Annotated in this window: 17 protein-coding genes and 1 other annotated feature; of the genes, 2 read left to right on the top strand and 15 right to left on the bottom strand. The window is 50.5% G+C overall.

The window, feature by feature from the left end:
- Nucleotides 1-29: 29 nt before the first annotated feature.
- The 5 genes from NSS83_RS32915 to NSS83_RS32895 all read right to left on the bottom strand — a co-directional run bounded on the left by NSS83_RS32915 (nt 30) and on the right by NSS83_RS32895 (nt 2,863).
- Nucleotides 30-572, bottom strand: a complete 543-nt coding sequence (locus NSS83_RS32915) for an AAA family ATPase (RefSeq protein ID WP_341347384.1) — start codon at nt 570-572, stop codon at nt 30-32.
- Nucleotides 569-949, bottom strand: coding sequence for a ParB N-terminal domain-containing protein (locus NSS83_RS32910; protein ID WP_341347383.1), 381 nt, complete (start codon nt 947-949; stop codon nt 569-571). Before NSS83_RS32910 ends, NSS83_RS32915 begins: the two co-directional genes overlap by 4 nt.
- A 173-nt stretch (nt 950-1,122) precedes the next feature.
- The gene (locus tag NSS83_RS32905) at nt 1,123-1,845 is read right to left on the bottom strand and encodes a CD3324 family protein (RefSeq protein ID WP_341186466.1); all 723 of its coding nucleotides are present in this window, start codon (nt 1,843-1,845) and stop codon (nt 1,123-1,125) included.
- 71 nt (nt 1,846-1,916) lie between these two features.
- A complete protein-coding gene (locus NSS83_RS32900) occupies nt 1,917-2,447 on the bottom strand; it encodes a hypothetical protein (protein WP_341186467.1) in 531 nt (176 codons plus the stop codon).
- Complete coding sequence (locus tag NSS83_RS32895) at nt 2,444-2,863, bottom strand: MerR family transcriptional regulator (RefSeq protein ID WP_341347382.1); 420 nt, start codon at nt 2,861-2,863, stop codon at nt 2,444-2,446. Before NSS83_RS32895 ends, NSS83_RS32900 begins: the two co-directional genes overlap by 4 nt.
- A gap of 188 nt (nt 2,864-3,051) precedes the next feature.
- Here NSS83_RS32895 and NSS83_RS32890 point away from each other — a divergent pair, with 188 nt between their 5' ends.
- A complete protein-coding gene (locus tag NSS83_RS32890) occupies nt 3,052-3,936 on the top strand; it encodes a LysR substrate-binding domain-containing protein (protein ID WP_341186469.1) in 885 nt (294 codons plus the stop codon).
- Nucleotides 3,937-3,957: 21 nt separating this feature from the next.
- On the opposite strand, the gene NSS83_RS32885 is transcribed toward NSS83_RS32890, so the two are convergent.
- The 8 genes from NSS83_RS32885 to NSS83_RS32850 form a co-directional block, all read right to left on the bottom strand.
- Nucleotides 3,958-4,947 carry an aldo/keto reductase family protein gene (locus NSS83_RS32885; protein ID WP_341186470.1) on the bottom strand — a complete coding sequence of 330 codons (990 nt, stop codon included), beginning with the start codon at nt 4,945-4,947 and terminating at the stop codon, nt 3,958-3,960.
- Nucleotides 4,948-5,128: 181 nt separating this feature from the next.
- Complete coding sequence (gene helD, locus NSS83_RS32880; RefSeq protein ID WP_341347381.1) at nt 5,129-7,558, bottom strand: RNA polymerase recycling motor HelD; 2,430 nt, start codon at nt 7,556-7,558, stop codon at nt 5,129-5,131.
- A gap of 292 nt (nt 7,559-7,850) precedes the next feature.
- Entirely contained in the window at nt 7,851-8,444 is a 594-nt protein-coding gene (locus tag NSS83_RS32875; RefSeq protein ID WP_341347380.1) for a flavin reductase family protein, read from the bottom strand.
- A 31-nt stretch (nt 8,445-8,475) separates the two neighbouring features.
- The gene (locus NSS83_RS32870; RefSeq protein WP_341347379.1) at nt 8,476-9,414 is read right to left on the bottom strand and encodes a ring-cleaving dioxygenase; all 939 of its coding nucleotides are present in this window, start codon (nt 9,412-9,414) and stop codon (nt 8,476-8,478) included.
- A gap of 718 nt (nt 9,415-10,132) precedes the next feature.
- Nucleotides 10,133-10,621, bottom strand: coding sequence for a GNAT family N-acetyltransferase (locus NSS83_RS32865; protein WP_341186474.1), 489 nt, complete (start codon nt 10,619-10,621; stop codon nt 10,133-10,135).
- Between the two features lie 18 nt (nt 10,622-10,639).
- The gene (locus tag NSS83_RS32860) at nt 10,640-11,125 is read right to left on the bottom strand and encodes a GNAT family N-acetyltransferase (RefSeq protein ID WP_341186475.1); all 486 of its coding nucleotides are present in this window, start codon (nt 11,123-11,125) and stop codon (nt 10,640-10,642) included.
- Between the two features lie 33 nt (nt 11,126-11,158).
- Nucleotides 11,159-12,034 carry a MerR family transcriptional regulator gene (locus NSS83_RS32855; protein WP_341347378.1) on the bottom strand — a complete coding sequence of 292 codons (876 nt, stop codon included), beginning with the start codon at nt 12,032-12,034 and terminating at the stop codon, nt 11,159-11,161.
- Between the two features lie 56 nt (nt 12,035-12,090).
- Nucleotides 12,091-13,356: a serine hydrolase domain-containing protein gene (locus tag NSS83_RS32850; RefSeq protein WP_341347377.1), complete on the bottom strand. Its 1,266-nt coding sequence runs from the start codon at nt 13,354-13,356 to the stop codon at nt 12,091-12,093.
- A gap of 83 nt (nt 13,357-13,439) precedes the next feature.
- Nucleotides 13,440-13,696: a binding site (T-box leader), on the top strand.
- 44 nt (nt 13,697-13,740) lie between these two features.
- Between NSS83_RS32850 and NSS83_RS32845 the strand changes: the two genes are divergently transcribed.
- The gene (locus NSS83_RS32845; protein ID WP_341347376.1) at nt 13,741-14,742 is read left to right on the top strand and encodes a tryptophan--tRNA ligase; all 1,002 of its coding nucleotides are present in this window, start codon (nt 13,741-13,743) and stop codon (nt 14,740-14,742) included.
- 105 nt (nt 14,743-14,847) lie between these two features.
- On the opposite strand, the gene NSS83_RS32840 is transcribed toward NSS83_RS32845, so the two are convergent.
- The gene (locus NSS83_RS32840; protein ID WP_341347375.1) at nt 14,848-16,446 is read right to left on the bottom strand and encodes a hypothetical protein; all 1,599 of its coding nucleotides are present in this window, start codon (nt 16,444-16,446) and stop codon (nt 14,848-14,850) included.
- On the bottom strand, nt 16,439-17,152 hold the full coding sequence (locus NSS83_RS32835) for an ABC transporter ATP-binding protein (protein WP_341347374.1): 714 nt from the start codon (nt 17,150-17,152) through the stop codon (nt 16,439-16,441). The genes NSS83_RS32840 and NSS83_RS32835 overlap by 8 nt, the downstream gene beginning before the upstream one ends.
- Nucleotides 17,153-17,404: the final 252 nt, after the last annotated feature.

Genomic DNA, 17,404 nt, shown 5'->3' with positions numbered 1-17,404 from the left:
CAGGGATGGCCTTAAACTTTTACATACAGCTATGATACAATTCCCGCGCTCCCCTTCCATTTTGACCCGATATACTCCTTAATCTGTTCTGCCAGACGGGCCTGAGGTGTAGAGGTTGAGTCAAAGGTCGGCATCGGCGGATCATACTCCGTATCTGCATGGTCCAGCAGCCACTGCGCGAATTCCTGATGCTGCCTAAGCATATCCTCTGTCCAGGTTGCTGCATCCTCCCGGCCCCGCAGGCGGGCATTGCGGGTAGCATCGTCACAATGCAGGTTAATAAAGTGCACTTCACTGAACGCATCGTATACATCGCATTTCTTGGCATCCCAAGGCATCATCGTCCCGCAAATAACCGTTCCTCTCCCCGACAACGCAACGGCACGCGCACAATGAAACAGCACATTATACCGGTCCTGATACTCCAGCTTCTGGCCCGTCGTCCCGAAATTATCGTCATCCGTGCTGAACAGCACAAATTCAGGCATCTGTCTCCTTAGCTCGTGCATCACCGTTGTTTTGCCTACGCCGCTGGCTCCGGTGATAATGAATAATGGCAATGTCGCTGTCATATGTACTCAGCCCTCTCTTCACTCAAGTATTCCGAAATATACCGCTGATCCTCCTCTGAACTCGTCCAGAATATCACGGGGGCATAGGTAATATTCATCTGATGCAAGGCCACGTTACGGTGACGCCCGTCATTGATTTCAAATCTCCCGTCAGCATAATTAACAATGAGCGGAGGCATATCCCACCCGCTGTAGCACTCCGTCATCTGCTCAACAATGTCATAAAAGCCGGCAATTTCATCTGCTCTGGTCAAATACGATGGGGGACCCTCTTCTATGCCAAACTTTGTGATATCCATGCGGACCGGTCCCGTATACGTTCTAGGCTCCAGCAGTAATCCGTCCGCAAATACCACATTACCCCCGTCATTTCTCAAAAAGAGCTGTAACCACTCCTCTATCGCCCCCCGCCGGGCGTATTCTATTGCACAACCTGTAGTCCCGTAGGTCATCCCCAACGTCTGCCTTTCCTTATGTGATATCTTCATCATACCGGAGAGCCGGGAAAGGTCATATGACGAGAATAGTTAAAGCTATTCCCGGCATAAGCCTATACGTGCATAGCATAATCCGCCAGCGCCTTGCTGTAATCCGCCCGCTCCGTAACCCATAGGATTACAGGATACTCACTCACCTCAGAGCGTTTAAGCGCTTCCAGCAATGGATTGCCGCAATTCAGCTCCAATTCCCCTTGTGCGTAATTCACAATAAGCGGCGGAGTATCCTGGCCGGCATGGATATCATTCATCCAGTGCAACACTTTTTGCTCAAAATAATCCCGGTCCACTCTCCACATCATGCCACCCTCGGGTCCGCTGGATCTGCTCAGCAAGGAGAGCGGCATCCGCAGCGGACCTGCATAATATCTGCACATCAGCCGCAATCCGTCAGAGAATCCCTTGTTACGGCGGCCGAACAGCAGATAGGTATGAATCCATTCTTCCAGCATGCCTGCTTCCGAGTAGGCTTTGGCGGAGTTTGTAGTGGGATGGTAATCCAGTTTATTCGTATCCTTCTTGGAATACACAATACGTTTAACCGTCTCCTCGGACAGAAAGTACTCCTTCGACAACTCACAGACCGGGGTCCCATTCAGAAATTTATTAAGCATCATCTGATTGCGTCTGACCAGAGCTTGACGCTGGCCTGAAACCTCTCCCCAGGCCTTCTTATGGTTATCCTGCGGAACATACAGCAGCTTGCCCGCTGCATATTTCTTCACTTCCTGTAACAGCTTCTCCGGCAAAATATCCCCGGCGTTCTCATAGTTCATAGATTTCACCTGCCTGTGATGCAATTATATGGCTCGCACTATACATTGTGCCAATTAGAGGTTAGTCATTATTATCTTATTACCCCTTCAACGCGGTACTTCTTCTCCCATTCCGACATAGCGCTGGAATCAAGCCTGATTAGCTTAGCTGGGGTGTATTCGTTGTACTGTCTCAGCTCATTGCTGCCGCATATCCCCCGCAGCTCTTTAATTCTGCGCACTACTTCCTCATCAGTACGAATCGCAGCCGACTCTTCCTCAGACACGACCATAAGCGGGATTTCCTGCTTCACATTGGTTAACGTTCCATCGCCGCCCGTGTAGGACAGCTCAACATTAATGGTATATTCCCCACAAGGGATCGGCTCCAGCGTGAAGATTTCAAAGTACAGGTCCGTTACTGCCAGCATCTCGTTAATCCTTAATCTCCCACTGCCGTCTTCAACAGTACCACTCAGATCAGGAGACCGGTGAAGCCCTGCCGGAAGGATGAATTGTAAGCGGGCATTCTGCACAGGACACGGCAGAGCCAACTGAATCCAGAGATGATTCATGCCTTCTTCATGCTCAATAGCAGATTTTGCAAAACGCATTTGGATCATACCTGTCCCTCCTCTTGAAGTAAACGGGTGACGGCCTCAACCATCTTCTCCTTCAGCGCAGGCGAGATCCGCGGGCTAACGGAGAGAATTATATCTTCACTGATAACATGCAGCTCACTGTGGAGCATCTGATCCGACTGGTACAGCCGCAGATTATCCCCGAGCTTGATCACATCATCCGGCGGCAATCCCGCCAATTTCTCCTGTGCCGAAGCCAGCGTCTCGCCGCTCTTGGACAATACAAGGATGGCGCGCAGATAGTGCAGATGATTGTCGGTGTACACCCTTTTGTTCCCGTCCAGCTCAAGCGGCGGCAGCATCCCGATCTGCGTATAATACCGGACCGTCCGCAGATTCATCTGCGGATCTTCACTCTGCAGTATCTCAGCCAATTGCTTCGCAGTGTAGGTATTCATTGGATTCTCCTTTCTTATCAAAAAAATAAGTTACACTATACTGTATTGGTTACAGTATGGTGTAACTTATTGGCAATGTCAATAAGAAGCCCTCACTTCTTCGTAGGATCTCTGCTTCTTAACGCGTCCTCCTTCTCCTCCTTCATATGCTATAATGCCAAGAGGGATAGGAAAAGAGGTCCAACACAATGGATATACGAAAATTACAATACTTCATTGCGGTTGCGGAAGAGCTTCATTTCCATCGTGCCGCAGAGAAATTACATATGACGCAGCCTCCGTTGACCCAGCAGATTCAAGCACTGGAACAAGAGCTGGGTGTGAAGCTATTTGAACGGAACAAGCGTCAAGTCCGTCTCACCCCGGCGGGATCTGTCTTTTTGGAGGAAGCCCGAAGGATCTTATCTCAACTGGAGCGGTCTATTCGAACGGTACAACTGGCAAGCCAGGGCATCATTGGACATTTAAACATTGCTTTCATCGGTTCCGCAGAGGGCGGAATCATGGTGGATGTGCTCAAAATATTCCGGAAACGCTTCCCTCAAATCCAGCTGAATCTGCTGGAAATGACTTCTGCCCAGCAATGGCAGGCCTTACATGACGGTACCATCCATATTGGATTCCTTCGCTTCATTGAACCGGCTAAGAATGTTAGTCATTGCAGCTTGATCAACGAAACTCTGGTTGCCGTGTTGCCTGATCAACATCCCTTGGCTGAACTGCCGGCGGTGCCCGTCTCTGCTTTACGTTCCGAACCATTTATCTTCTTTCCGCGTAAGCACGGACTTCCTTTTCATGATCTTATTATGGGTTTTTGCGCAGAGCATGATGTTTACCCTCAGATTGTACAGGAAGCCGTACAAATGTATACCATTGTAAACCTTGTAGCAGCGAACCTCGGGGTTTCCATTGTCCCTTCTTCGGTTTCCGTGTTCCAGCGCAGCGGAGTCGTATTCAGACCCTTCGAAGAAAACTCGCCGCCTGTTCCCTTCTATGCTGCCTGGAGAACGGATACGAATCAGGCCATCCTCTCTGCATTTGTAGAGATTTTACAAGATCATAATTCCAAGTGAATGGTGAGCAGACAGACTTATTCAGCCGGTCTTTGCAGGGTCACGTTCAACCAGTCCCTCCAGTACTCTATCGATCTCACCCAGCAAATCAAGTTCAAGACGCACCCCTGAAGCCTTAACATTCTCTTGTACCTGCTCCGGTCTGGAGGCCCCGATGATTGCAGACGACACCTGCGGATTCTGCAGGACCCATGCGATGGCCAATTGCGGCAGCGTCAGCCCCGCTTCATGTGCAAGTGAGGAGAGTCTGGAGACCGCCGTAAGGACCTCCGGGTGCAGCCACTGGCCAGCCAATCGTTCGAAAAATGGAGAACCCGCCGAAGTCGAAGCGCGGGACCCCTGTGGAACCGGTTGATTCGGCAGGTATTTTCCCGACAGAATTCCTTGGGCCAGCGGTGACCAGACGACCTGCCCGATTCCTTCCTGCTCTGAAGCCTGGATAACCTCCGCTTCGATCACCCGCCATAACATCGAATACTGCGGCTGGCTAGCCACCAGGGGAACCCTCAGCTCCCGGGCCAAAACTGCGGCTTGTGTGATCTGTTCAGCCGTCCATTCGCTGATCCCCACATACAGAACCTTACCTTGACGCACCAGATCAGAGAATGCCAGGAAGGTCTCCTCCAGCGAAACCTTTTTATCAAATCTATGGGCATAGTAAATATCTATATAATCCGTCTGCAGCCTCTTCAACGAAGAGTTACAAGCTTCCATGATATGCTTCCGGGATAACCCCCGGTCATTGGGCCCTGTTCCTGTAGGCTGATAGACCTTGGTACATAACTCGATGCTTTCCCGCCGCACTCCTGTTAAGACTTCTCCCAGCACCGTCTCCGCCTTCGTGTCTGAATACACATCTGCCGTGTCAAATGTAGTAATTCCCGCATCCAATGCAGCATGGACACAAGCTTTGGCTGTGTCATAATCCACTTGAGCACCATGCGTAATCCAGTTTCCAAAAGCAATCTCACTGACCGATAAGCCGCTAGCACCCAATTTCCGATATTCCATCTTCTTACCTCCTAAATTAATAGTAATTTAAGCGTAACAAACCACTATTAATAGGTGAAATATCATTAAATGATCCTTTTGATATGAAAAAAGTATCACAGAGCCATTCGCTTCGTTCTCATTGTTGAACCAGGCTCAACATGCAAAGGCCCCTCCAGCACTTGGAGAGGCACTCTTAGATCTATAGTGTAACTACGGTCTGCTCATACAGCTCCTCATCCACACCGTCAACAAACGGCGTCCACTCTCCCGCAGTATACAGCTGCAGCCGGTGCATAGCCCGAGTACATGCCGTATAAAAAAGCTTCCGCTCGCTCTCCCTATGATACGTCTGCGCAGAAGCATCGTAGATTAGCACCGCGTCGAATTCGACGCCTTTGGCGAGATAGGCGGGGATCACCTGTATTCCTTTTTCAAAAGTTGGTGTGTTCTTCGTAATCAGCTTCAGCTCTTGCACCCCTCCACTAGCAGCCAGACTCTCATACGCTTCTCTGCTCTCGGCGGCCGTCTTCGTAATGATAGCGATAGAGCTATAGCCTTCAGCCTGAAGCTTAGCAAGATCCTCCATGATACGCTCTGCCTTCAAGTCCTTGCTCCCCAGCTTAGACAATACAGGCTTACTGCCCCTCCGCTCAAAAGCCACAATTCCTTCACTTCCAGGCAGCAGCGGCTTGGTGAACTCCACAATCTCGAAGGTCGAGCGGTAGCTGCGGACCAGCAGGAACTGGCTAGTCTCCTCTTCCCCGTACAGCTGAAGCAGCGGTGAACGGTCCCCATACAGATTCGTTGCCTGTGTGAAGATCGCCTGGCTGAAGTCTCCCAGAACGGTCATTCGGGCGCGGGGGAACAGCTTGCGGAGGAACTCGTATTGGAACATCGAATAATCCTGGCCTTCATCCACGAAAATATGCCGCACCTGCGTATTCGTCCGCACGCCTTCAATCAGCTCCTGCATGTACAAGTACGGGGTAGCATCTTCATACCAGAGTGTCCCGCTGTCCAGCATCTCCCGGGTCTGCGCACAGATCTCCGGCCATAGCTCCGGCACCTCCGTCTCACCTGTCATCTTCCTGTAGGCCGTTTCATCACTGAACAATTGACGGTAGAGCCCGGCCATGTCGATAAAGGTGAACTTCCTGATCCCCCGTCTCAGCGGTCTGAACTGCTCCTTCATGATCATCTCTCCCAGCAGCTCCTGCTCCCGCTCGGCGTAATCGAAATCCCCTTCATCCTGCTCCCGCTTATGCACCAGCATCTCCTGCAGGCGGAGGTATTTCTCCGCGAAGTCGAACACGCCCTTATCTCTGTGCAGCTTACCGTGAATTGCAGCGTATTGCTCATTGTCGAGGTAATTCATCTCCTCCTCTACCCAAGCTGCCCCCTGCTCTTCCTTCTGTAGTGCCGCCAGCTCGGTGAGCAGCCATTTCTGCACCAGCTCCACCCGGTTCGGCAGACGGATGGAAGGATCGTAGCTATACAGCTTGGCCCGGATCTGTTCACCTGATATGAGCACACGGTCCCGGAAGCAAATATCCTTGAACAGCATCCCTTCCTGCTTCAGCAAGTAGGCATATCCTTGAAGAGCGTGGAGGAACGCTTCCGAAGCTTTATACTCGATGGCCTTAAGACGGGCGGCATAACCCTCCTGCTGCTGGGCGGTGAGCACATATTCCATCTGGTCAAACGGATCTCCAAGACGGAACGCGGCTCCCAGCCATTTGTCCAGATACTCCTGAAAGGTCGTCTGCTGCATATTCTCTTCCCCTAGCTCCGGGAGCACGGTAGACACATAACTGTTGAACATCGGATTGGGCGAAAAGAGAACAATCTGATCGGCCGTCAGCCGCTCGCGGTGTTTGTACAGCAGGTAGGCTACGCGCTGGAGCGCTGCCGAGGTTTTGCCGCTGCCCGCCGCTCCCTGCACAATCAGCATCCGGCTCGTGTCGTTACGGATAATGGCATTCTGCTCCGCCTGAATCGTAGCCACGATGCTCTTCATTTGGGAGTCAGCGCCCTGACCCAGCACCTGCTGCAGCAGCTCATCTCCGATCGTCACGCTCGAATCGAACAGATGCTGGAGCCGGCCTCCGCGGATCTGGTACTGCCGCTTCAGCTCCATCCGGCCGGTGATCCGTCCTCCCGGTGTGTCGAAGGCCGCATGTCCCGGCGGATAGTCGTAATACAGGCTCGCAATCGGGGTACGCCAGTCATAGATGAGGAAGCTCAGGCCGTCTGCAGCCGCGAAGGAGGAGACCCCGATATAGACCTGTTCCGTCCCCTTCTGCCCATCCTCCCGAAAATCAATCCGCCCGAAATAAGGTGACGGCAGCAGCCGCTGCATATTTTTCCATTGCCGGAGCTTGCGCGCATGACTGCGTTCCCGTTCAGACAAAACCGCTTCCTGCTGGGTGATGGTGAAGAAGCTCTCCTCAAAATCCTCCTGTGAGTTCGTATCGACTGTGACCTCTTCCCAGAATCCCCGGCGGATATCCGCAGCCTGCTCCTTCAGCTGCCCGACCTCAGGCTCCAGCCCAGCGATCCCCGCGATCAGCTTCTCCTTCACCTGCTCCAGCCACTCCTGCTCCTGCTTCCAGACCTTTGTCTCTTCCATTCTCTGAACACTCCTTTTTCTTGCTGAAATCGTTCCACACTGGCGGCTTGACAAACTGGATGTCCGTTTGCTATACTTAAGATATAAATAAGATGCATTAACTCTGACCATTTCAAATAAAATGGCCGACAGTTTATTAACATTAACATATTCCCTGACACGATGCAATCCTTTTATATGACACAGATAACCCTGGCGCTTCCGCCAGGGTTTTATTGTACTTTGAACCAAAAGTATCTACTTGGCCTAAATAGCCTATTAGCACTGTTCATGGATATGCCAGGATTAATCGTTACACCGGCCGCTCAATCTCAAAAATCTCCCCAATCCCCGCATAGCTATTCCCGGCCAGACGGCTGACCGCCCCTAATGCCACCGGATTAATTCTCCCCTGCTCGTAGATCGCCTCGTCCAGATGAAACTGCACGATCCTGCCGATAATCAGATCATTATTCGGCAGCTCCAGGCAATGCTCCAACACACATTCCATCCGCACCTTCGCTTCCTGAACGCCGGGAACCTTAATGCGCAGACTATCTACAGGGGTCATTCCGGCTAAGGTGACCTCACTCTGATCAGGCGGCAACGGCACAGCCGTCATATTCACTTGTCCGACATTCTGCTCATCCACAATATGAACCACAAACTCCTTCATTTGCTTGATGTTGCGTGCAGTATCCTTGGACTGACCCCCGGCATGCTGAATAGAGACGGAAATCATCGGCGGGTTGGAGGATACGATATTAAAGTAACTGAATGGCGCACCGTTCAAGACCCCCTCCTCCGACAAGGTGGTTACAAAAGCAATCGGACGCGGAATAATCGTCCCGACCAGAAGCTTATAATTATCCCGTTCGGTGCCCTGCTGCGGATCTATAGTGATCATGCTCGTGCCTCCTTTGTATTGTCAGATCAGATTAGTTAAGCTCTCTTACAGTAACCGGCAGCAGAATTTGTTCAATCTGTGCTCTGTGCGGCTCATATTGTGCAGGCAGCATCAGGCTGCCTCCCATCGTCTCCGGTGTCTCGTCATGGGCGAAGCCCGGAGGATCGGTAGCGATCTCGAACAGAATCTCCCCATGCTCTCTGAAGTAAATGGCGTTGAAATAATTCCGGTCCTGCACAGGCGTTACCCCATATCCATTATTATGCACAACTTCCTGCCATTCAAGCTGATCCTGGTCATCCTTCTCTCTCCAGGCGATATGATGGACAGTGCCGACCCCCATTTCACCGCGCGGTACAGCCGTTACCTTCAGCTCAACCACATTGCCCAGATCCGCAGCCGAGCGGTAGCGGGCGACATCACCTTCCTGCCCCTCGAATGTAAGTCCCATCACCTTCTCCAGCAGCTCAGCCGTTTGTTCCGGATGCGTGGACAATAGTGTCGCGCCGCCGAAGCCCTTGATCGCCACCTCCGGTGTTACCCCGCTGAAGGTCCATTCATTACGCTCACCCGACTCCCGTTCCACCAGCTCCAGATGCAGGCCATGCGGATCATCGAATTCCAGGTATTGCTCCCCGAACCGCTCTATCTCTGTGTAAGCCACCTTGAACGCCGTGAGCCGCTCTCTCCAGAATGCCATCGCCCCGACTGGAATCACATACGAAGTAACGCCAACCTGGCCCCCGCCGATCTTACCCTGATACGCATCCGCCCACGGGAAGAAGGTAATAATGGTTCCCGGCTTCCCGCCAGCATTGCCGAAGTAGAAGTGATACGTTCCCGGATCATCGAAATTGACCGTTCGCTTCACCAGCCGCAGTCCCAGTACCCCTGCATAAAAGTCCATATTCTCCTGCGGATGCCCGACAATAGCGGTGATATGATGAATACCCATGGTTTGCTTGTTCATTTGAATTGCCTCCTAAGTTGATTCATTCAGATTATATCTTTACTTTAAGATATTTGGCTAAATATTATCTTTAAGTTAAGATAATTTATATTCTTACTTACTTTCTATAGTTACAGTTGTCAAGTACTTGTTGAAATCAGCATCTTAGTTACACACTATGCCATCAGGAGGGCAAGTAAATGTAGCTGACCCGGAGCTTCACCGATACGCTGGGCGAAGCGCTCAATGTGCCCGGTCTGCCAAAGCCGGGGCGGATGTAGACAATAATAGTGTGTTATGGGGACACAGAGGACCTTATTCGCCGAAAAAGCCTGATTTTCTTCACGCTGCGGACTCAGAGGACCTTATCCCACCCTTGGGAGCTGAAATCAGGCCAATTCTGGTTACTTAACGGATTCTCTGTTCGCATCATCTGCGGAATTACTGTAATCCGCCGAAATAACGGATTTCCAGTCCGTGAGGTTCGTGCTAAGTCGCTGACGCGCAGGGTTCTCATCCCCCGGACATCCCAGATTACCATTCACAATCCTGCACATATTGCAACTTTCATCTCTTTGTAAAGTCCGAAAACCAAAATTGTTGTACAAAAGGCAGTTTTCCCGCATCTACCAAGCTTCTGAGCGGATTATTCCTGCTTTTTATACAACAATCCTCGCAAATACTACTATATCAATGAATCGGAGTTGCAATTTATGCAGCATTTCATAGCTCTGGAGCGCTAACCTTTATTTAACCTTTTTTCATAAAAGCACAAGGTCATCTTATCATTGATTTCCCGGGTTTCACTGGTCTTTCTGTAGCCCAGCTTCTCATACAAATAGCAGTTACGCTCCTCTTGCACGACGGTAGCCAGCCCCCAAGTTTGCGCATCCGCATAGATCTCTTCAATCCGTGCGAATGCCTGCTGGGCTATGCCCAGACCTTGGTATTGCGGCAATACGCATATCTGACTGAGCCAGTAATGATGCTCATCTGTCTTCTTGACTCTCATGCTGCCTACAGCATTTCCGGCGTTTCGGATGATATAGTAATCAACAAATTCCTGATTCATCCGTTCTACGAGCCTCTCCAGCGTTTCATTAGCCGGATTTGTCTCGTAATCCTGATATTTCTCCAAGAGCGGAAGAAAGGCCTGAAGCTGCATAGCATGAATATCCGCCGCATCCTTCACCGTAGCTTTACCTAGTGTAACTTCTGACTTTTTCATAGTATGTACCTCCTGACGTTATACCTTATAGACGTAATCCCAATGCTCACCCTTAAGTACGGAGCCAGGCCCCATGTCCCGCTTCCCCTGCAAAATAAAACCGGCACGCTCATACATCCGCTGGGCGGGGATCAGATCGCCATTAGTCGTCACTAGAATGTGCTGCACTTCATTCCGCAGAATACGATGAACCGCTTCTTGAAGCTGCAGGGTGCTGTATCCTTTGCCCTTATGAGCAGTCGCAATACAGTTATGGCCGATTTCAGCACATTGGGGCAACTGCCTCGGGTCCCAGGATACAAAGCCAATCACCTTACCATGCAGCATAGTCATGAACCCATATTTATCTGCAATTTGCAGATTGTCAAAGAAAAAATTGTCGAACTCCTGCCAATCCTCCAGACAGCTCTGCTCATACCTGCCGTCAAAGGAATAGGCATCTTGTAACAGCTCCAGGAGTGTTCCACGTTCAAACAGGCTGATCTTACTGAACTCAATGCTCATTTACTTCCCTTCTTTTCTTGGGTTTGGCTACAATTATTTCAATACTACGGGTTCCAGTAAAGATAAATCGTACAGGTTGCCACTGCCCGCAGGGCTGTCATTGCGGATATGCTCTTCCAGGCAGAGTCTGCTGCGGTCAGAGCGGTACTTTTGACTATGCTCTAACTGATCCATCAGCATTTTCCATGAGCCCCCAATATCGTCACTGCTGTCCAGCTTGGCGTATAGCCCGCCGGGCAGGGTCATTTCCTTGAAGGGTTCCGGCACGGTGGTTCCATCAGGAATTGTCGCACACATTCCATAGCCATAGGGTTTACCTGCAATACTTGGCATAGGCTTCATATTTCCGCCGAATAACCGCGCGGTGCCCAGAAGATTAGCAGATTCCAACCAATCCATGATAGGACCTATCGCTTTGTCTTCCGGAGACTGGTCCACCACGATATGATAAGCTACTCTCATCGCCGGCAGTGTAATCACTTTGAAAGTTGACTGTCCCGTTACATTACTCATAAAGACATTCTCCATTTCGCTAAGCAGTTCCTCCTGAATGGAGGTCCTCTTATTGGAATTATTCAGGTAATCGAGTACCTGATGTAAATGCTGTCCCACCCGTTCGAGTTCTTCCTGGTGCACCTGTAGAGCCCTTATCCTGTTCTGTATAACCTGCTTAAGCACAGGCACAGAACTCTTATCCAAGACAGTCTGTATTTCTCTGATCGGGATATCCATTCTCCGCAGCAGCGCTGTTATCCTGATACACTTGAGCGCATGTTCATCGTATGTACGCCAGCGGGAAGAGACCTCTCTCTTACTCTGAAACAATCCTTCCGCTTCCCAGTGCCGCAAGGTGCGGCTCGTCAGCCCCAGCTGCTCTGAACATTCTTGTATAGTAATCGTTCTGCTCATTTCGCCCTCCTTCCTGTGATCTCATCCCTATCCTATCACTTGACGCAACGGCAACTTCAAGGGGCTAATCGTGCATATCCGAGAAAAATTTCCTCTCCCTGCGCATTCTCAGTGATCTTATAGGGGTGGAGCTGGTCATAATAGCGCTGGACAAATTCTCCTTCGCCTACCGGGTAGAGCTCAATATGGACGTTGCCGGTGAATCTGGTGAAGTAGAGCTTCCCGCCGGTCAGCTCGATCTGAATTTTGTCTGGTAGATAGGTTCCACAGTACGCCCTTAAACATTCCTCACTGAGCTGAAGCTCAAGATGCCGGGTCGGAGCCTCCACCTCCACATGATGCAGAATATCCGCGAGCGCATGGCCGAGTCTATACTGATTGATTCCTTCATTATTTGAGAGGATGATAATGCAAAGATCTTCAGCGTAAAAATTCTGCATATACGTGCAAATCCCCAGCTGATCGCCCCCATGGGAATACCTGTCTTGCCCATATAGAAGGTGGTGCTCAAGGCCGTAGCAGTAGCTGTTCTCGTTCTCTTGGAAGAATCGTTCATAGCCTGCAGGCGATAGAAGTTTCCGGTCACGCAGACAGACATACCATTTGTACAAATCCGCGCAGTCCGATACAATACCGCCTGCTCCGATGCTGAACTTCTCGTTGTAATACGGGCATTTGACGGTTACTTCGAAGTCTGTGATATAGTTGCTGGATCTATTCTCAATCACGGCGCATCCGTCATCCACTGTGCTTCTGCTCATCCCTAGAGGCAGGAAAATATGATGATGCAGAAACTCCCCGTACCTCTCCCCCGAGACATGCTCGATGATCCAGGCCAGCAGATTGTAGTTGGAGTTATTATAATCGTACGCTGCTCCTGCCGGCTTGGTTGGCTTCTTGTTAATGTATTGCCGGAAGAACCTTGTCCGGGAATAGTCCAGCCGGTAGTCTCCGCCGAAGAAATCATTCTCAAAATTATAAAAGTTATATAGACCGGAGGTATGTGACAGCAAATGATGAACGGTGATCGACTCATCAATAGCAAGCTCTGCCGGGAGATACAGGTGTGCAGGCTGGTCAACATCCAGCAGGCCCTTGTCATGCAGCAGCATAATAGCAAAGGCCGTAAACTGCTTCGACATGGAGGCGAGAGAGAAGCGTGAGTCCAGCGTATTTTCAATTCCAAATTCCATACTTGCATACCCGCAGGCCCGCTCGAAGAGCACCTCGCCCTTCCAGATGACCTGAATCACGCCGTAAAAATTCCACAGCTTCAGGTACTGATTCGTATATCCCTCAAGCTTTGCACGTATTGTCTGCACAGACTCACTCCCTAATCCTATTTGAACTATCCGTTGACATTCACCGAAAAGTACTGTAAAAATACAGTAATACAATATTATATAACTTTGCAATGATGAAGAGAGTAAGCATAACGAATACTTCAGAGAGCTGATGATTGGTGCGAATCAGTGTAGGGAATATGCCGAAGTGGGCTTCTGAGCATCCAAACCGAACCTTCAGGAAGTAGGCTTTGGCGAATGTCTCGTCGTTAAAAGAGACGCGTATTCAAACATATAGTGATGTTTCGATACGTTCAAGCGGTCCGGATCACCGTTCGGACTAATTAAGGTGGCACCACGGGGTTTTCTCGTCCTTTTCAGGATGAGAAAACCCCTTTTTGATTTTATAGACGGAGGGATAATATGAGTAAGGACATTGTATTAACAGGAATTAAACCTACGGGCAAAGTCCATCTGGGGAACTACATCGGAGCAATCAAGCCTGCACTGCAAATCGCCGGGGCCAGTGATTGCACTTCACTCTACTTCATGGCCGACTACCATGGGTTAAATTTCATACAGAATAGAGACGAGTTCAGTGATCTGTCTTATAGTATCGCAGCCACTTGGCTGGCACTCGGACTCGACCCGGATCGGGTGATTTTCTATAGACAATCTGATGTGCCGGAGATCTTTGAGCTGAGCTGGATTCTAGCCTGCCTGACGTCCAAAGGACTGATGAACCGTGCCCATGCCTACAAAGCGATCCAAGATCAAAATGAACAACTGGGCGTGGATGCGGATACTGGTGTTAATATGGGTCTCTTCACCTATCCGATTCTGATGGCTGCGGACATTCTGCTGTTTCAATCAGACAAGGTCCCTGTCGGCAAAGACCAGATTCAGCATGTGGAGATCGCCAGAGATATCGCCGAAAGCTTCAACCGGGTTTATGGAGATACGTTCAAGCTGCCTGATTATATTGTCGATGAGAGCACAGCGGTGATTCCTGGTCTTGACGGGAGGAAAATGAGCAAAAGCTATAACAACACGATTCCGCTGTTCGAAACGGCAGAGAACCTGAAGAAGCTGATCAGCAAAATCAAAACAGACTCTACGCTTCCGCAGGAACCGAAAGACCCGGAAACCTCTAATATTTTCTTGTTATATAAAGAATTTGCGACACCCGCTCAAGTGCAGGAGTTAAGAGACAAATATCTAAGCGGCATTAGCTGGGGTGAGGCCAAGCAGGAGCTGTTCCAGGTGGTTAATGCTGCTCTGGAAGAGCCACGGAAGAAATACTATGATCTCATAGCAGCGCCAGAGCAGATCGACACAATCTTGAGTGAAGGCGCCCGGAAGGCAAGAGCCCTGGCGGGACCATTGCTTAAGAAGGTAAAGTCGAGGATAGGACGTTATTCGTAGACCGGACTTAAGACATAGGTGATCATTTGTCTCTGAATACACAAAGAAACCACTCCCAGGAACAGGTCAGGCCTCCTCCCGTTCCAAGAGTAGTTTCTTCAGCAGCTAAAGCCTCGCAAACAGCCGCTCCCCGTTAATCTGGATATATCTGTACATTCCGGCGCAGACCGCTACCAGAAGCACGCCGTATCCCAGCAGAATGAGATTTCCGTTCACCCCATGAAGCAGCAGGAACAGCACGAACGGAACAGCCAGCGTGAGGACACCGATTAGCATCGTTACCAGCACCGACGCACTCTGCTTGATCGCCGCAACTTCACTGGTCCAGTCGAGCTTAGGCAGCTTCAGGTTCACAAGAACGCCCAGCAGGGCTGAATAGCAGGCATAGATAACCGGAACGGCAAGCATCAATAGACCCTCCATCCACCCGGCATGCAGGGTATAGGCCAGCAGTCCCCAGCTTACGGCAATCACCGGTAAGGTAATGGTCAGATTCACCGCCACCTTGCTGAATACAATCGCCGGTTTGGGCACGGGGGAGCTGGTCAAGATCCACAGATGATTGCCTTCCAGAGAAATAGAGCAGGCTGTCGTACAGCTCAGAACAACAAATAGAGAGATAACCAGCGGACTCAGCGTACTGAGGGAGTCTGACAATTGCGGGATGTCTAGTATAGCTCCCAGCTGCTCTGAGCTGACGAATAATAAGGAAATGGACATCATCAGGAGCAGCACCATCCCGATCCCTGTGTTCAGCACATAATTGACCGAGCTGAAATAACGCCGCAGCTCCTTTAGATACAAGGCCTTGAATGCTGAATTAGCCTGTAGCGGCTTCATCGTGTATCCGCGGCTTGCGCGGCTGGTCATAAGCCCTGTATGAATCGCCTTGTACCGGGTCGCCAGCAGGACCGAGAACAGCATGAAGGCCAGCACAGACACCGCGATGAAGAAGAGCAAGGCGCTCACCCGGTACGAGCAGACCGCATCAACATACACGGAAGCCGGGGGATACACCTTGAAGATCATATCACCTAAGGCGGTTCCAGCATCTGCAATCGCCTGCTGTCCTTGATTGAGCGTGAACGAGCCCAGCATCAGTACAATGATGAAGGCGAAGGTGAAGAGCATATTCAGGATTTTGCTCGCCCGGAACCGGGAAGAGACCCAGCTAATGAGAGAGCCTACCAGCGTAGCCGCTATAATCGGCAGCAGGGTAATGAAGAAGAGCGTCATTACAAAAAACAGATAAAACAGCACACCCGGCTTCACATGGATAGCATACACCGCCCCCGCCGGAAGCATGACCAGCAGCGTGAAGAACAGATTCATCACATAGAGCTGAAGCACCCGGCTCGCCACAACATGGCTGGTTTTCACCGGGAGGGACATAATCATATCGTAATCCTTATAGCTGAATAATACCCCGCTTGCCTTATAGACCGTAGTGAAGAAGCTCACCAGCGAAGTGACTGTCATCATCACAGCCAGCAATAGCTCCATCCGCCCAAGCTGCTCGAACGACTTCGCCATCATAAAGCTGTAGCCGAATGACACGGCTCCTATCATGAGTATACCGGCTATCACCAAGAGGCTGATCAGCAGCGCCTTGCGTCTGCGTGCAGGGTCTTTCGTATGGAGCGCCTGATTGAGGCCGAAGGAGGACAACAGCTGCAGCTTCGTTAATCTCCAGACATTAATCATTATCGATCAGCTCCATGAATACGTCCTCCAGGCTGTTCTCGCCCCTTACCGCTTCAGTTAAGCCGTGGGCAATCAGCCGTCCGCCCTTGATGATCGCAATCTTGTTGCAGAGCTTCTCCGCCGTATCCAGTACATGTGTGGAGAAAAAGATCGCGCTGCCCCTGCTGCACAGATCCGTCATAATAGTCTTCAGCGTATGCGCTGCCTTCGGATCAAGTCCTACAAAAGGCTCATCCAGCACTAACAGCTTCGGCTCATGAATAAGTGCAGAGATAATGGCCAGCTTCTGCTTCATGCCGTGGGAATACGAGGAGATCAGATCGCCCAGACTGGCTGTAAGCTGGAAGGCATCGCCGTATTGCCCGATCAGCCGCTCCCGGGTGGACCCCGATACACTGAAGAGATCGCCGATGAAGTTCAGGTACTGAATTCCCGTCAGGTGATCGTACAGGTCCGGATTATCCGGGATGTAGGCAATATTCGCCTTGCAGGCTACCGGATTCTTGCGGATCGAGATGCCGTCGATCTCAATCTCCCCTTGTTCAAAATCAAGCACGCCCACCACAGCGCGGATCGTCGTGGTCTTGCCTGCGCCGTTATGCCCGATGAAGCCGTAGATGTCACCCCGTTCAACTTCGAGGCTAAGATCATCCACCGCTTTAGCCCCGCCTTTGTAACTCTTCGTAAAATGCCTAATGGTCAGCATTTCCTCTCACCTCTTCCTTGGTGTTAGCAAATAACTATAATACGAACCATCCGGGCAGATCGTTCATTTCTATTAAATCCCAATCTCCCGCATTTTCGCCGTGATTAAGTTCATGCGGGGCTCAAGCGCTTGGCACCTAGTTTACATTCTGCTGCGCTTCTATATAACACAAAAAAGAAGACTTCAACCCTGCGAAAGTCTCCGTCTTTTTTAAAAGTTATTTTTATTCATTTATTGGCAGTCTGCAAGCTG

Origin of the sequence: Paenibacillus sp. FSL H3-0469 (assembly GCF_038051945.1) — a bacterium.
GTDB lineage: Bacteria > Bacillota > Bacilli > Paenibacillales > Paenibacillaceae > Paenibacillus_AQ.
This window is presented reverse-complemented; position numbering and strand designations above follow the sequence as displayed.

Excerpts from the sequence above, each read along its gene's own strand:
- NSS83_RS32915 (WP_341347384.1), bottom strand. The coding sequence starts at position 572 with ATGACAGCGACATTGCCATTATTCATTATCACCGGAGCCAGCGGCGTA.
- NSS83_RS32905 (WP_341186466.1), bottom strand. The coding sequence starts at position 1,845 with ATGAACTATGAGAACGCCGGGGATATTTTGCCGGAGAAGCTGTTACAG.
- NSS83_RS32900 (WP_341186467.1), bottom strand. The coding sequence starts at position 2,447 with ATGATCCAAATGCGTTTTGCAAAATCTGCTATTGAGCATGAAGAAGGC.
- NSS83_RS32895 (WP_341347382.1), bottom strand. The coding sequence starts at position 2,863 with ATGAATACCTACACTGCGAAGCAATTGGCTGAGATACTGCAGAGTGAA.
- NSS83_RS32890 (WP_341186469.1), top strand. The coding sequence starts at position 3,052 with ATGGATATACGAAAATTACAATACTTCATTGCGGTTGCGGAAGAGCTT.
- NSS83_RS32885 (WP_341186470.1), bottom strand. The coding sequence starts at position 4,947 with ATGGAATATCGGAAATTGGGTGCTAGCGGCTTATCGGTCAGTGAGATT.
- helD (WP_341347381.1), bottom strand. The coding sequence starts at position 7,558 with ATGGAAGAGACAAAGGTCTGGAAGCAGGAGCAGGAGTGGCTGGAGCAG.
- NSS83_RS32875 (WP_341347380.1), bottom strand. The coding sequence starts at position 8,444 with ATGATCACTATAGATCCGCAGCAGGGCACCGAACGGGATAATTATAAG.
- NSS83_RS32870 (WP_341347379.1), bottom strand. The coding sequence starts at position 9,414 with ATGAACAAGCAAACCATGGGTATTCATCATATCACCGCTATTGTCGGG.
- NSS83_RS32865 (WP_341186474.1), bottom strand. The coding sequence starts at position 10,621 with ATGAAAAAGTCAGAAGTTACACTAGGTAAAGCTACGGTGAAGGATGCG.
- NSS83_RS32860 (WP_341186475.1), bottom strand. The coding sequence starts at position 11,125 with ATGAGCATTGAGTTCAGTAAGATCAGCCTGTTTGAACGTGGAACACTC.
- NSS83_RS32855 (WP_341347378.1), bottom strand. The coding sequence starts at position 12,034 with ATGAGCAGAACGATTACTATACAAGAATGTTCAGAGCAGCTGGGGCTG.
- NSS83_RS32845 (WP_341347376.1), top strand. The coding sequence starts at position 13,741 with ATGAGTAAGGACATTGTATTAACAGGAATTAAACCTACGGGCAAAGTC.
- NSS83_RS32840 (WP_341347375.1), bottom strand. The coding sequence starts at position 16,446 with ATGATTAATGTCTGGAGATTAACGAAGCTGCAGCTGTTGTCCTCCTTC.
- NSS83_RS32835 (WP_341347374.1), bottom strand. The coding sequence starts at position 17,152 with ATGCTGACCATTAGGCATTTTACGAAGAGTTACAAAGGCGGGGCTAAA.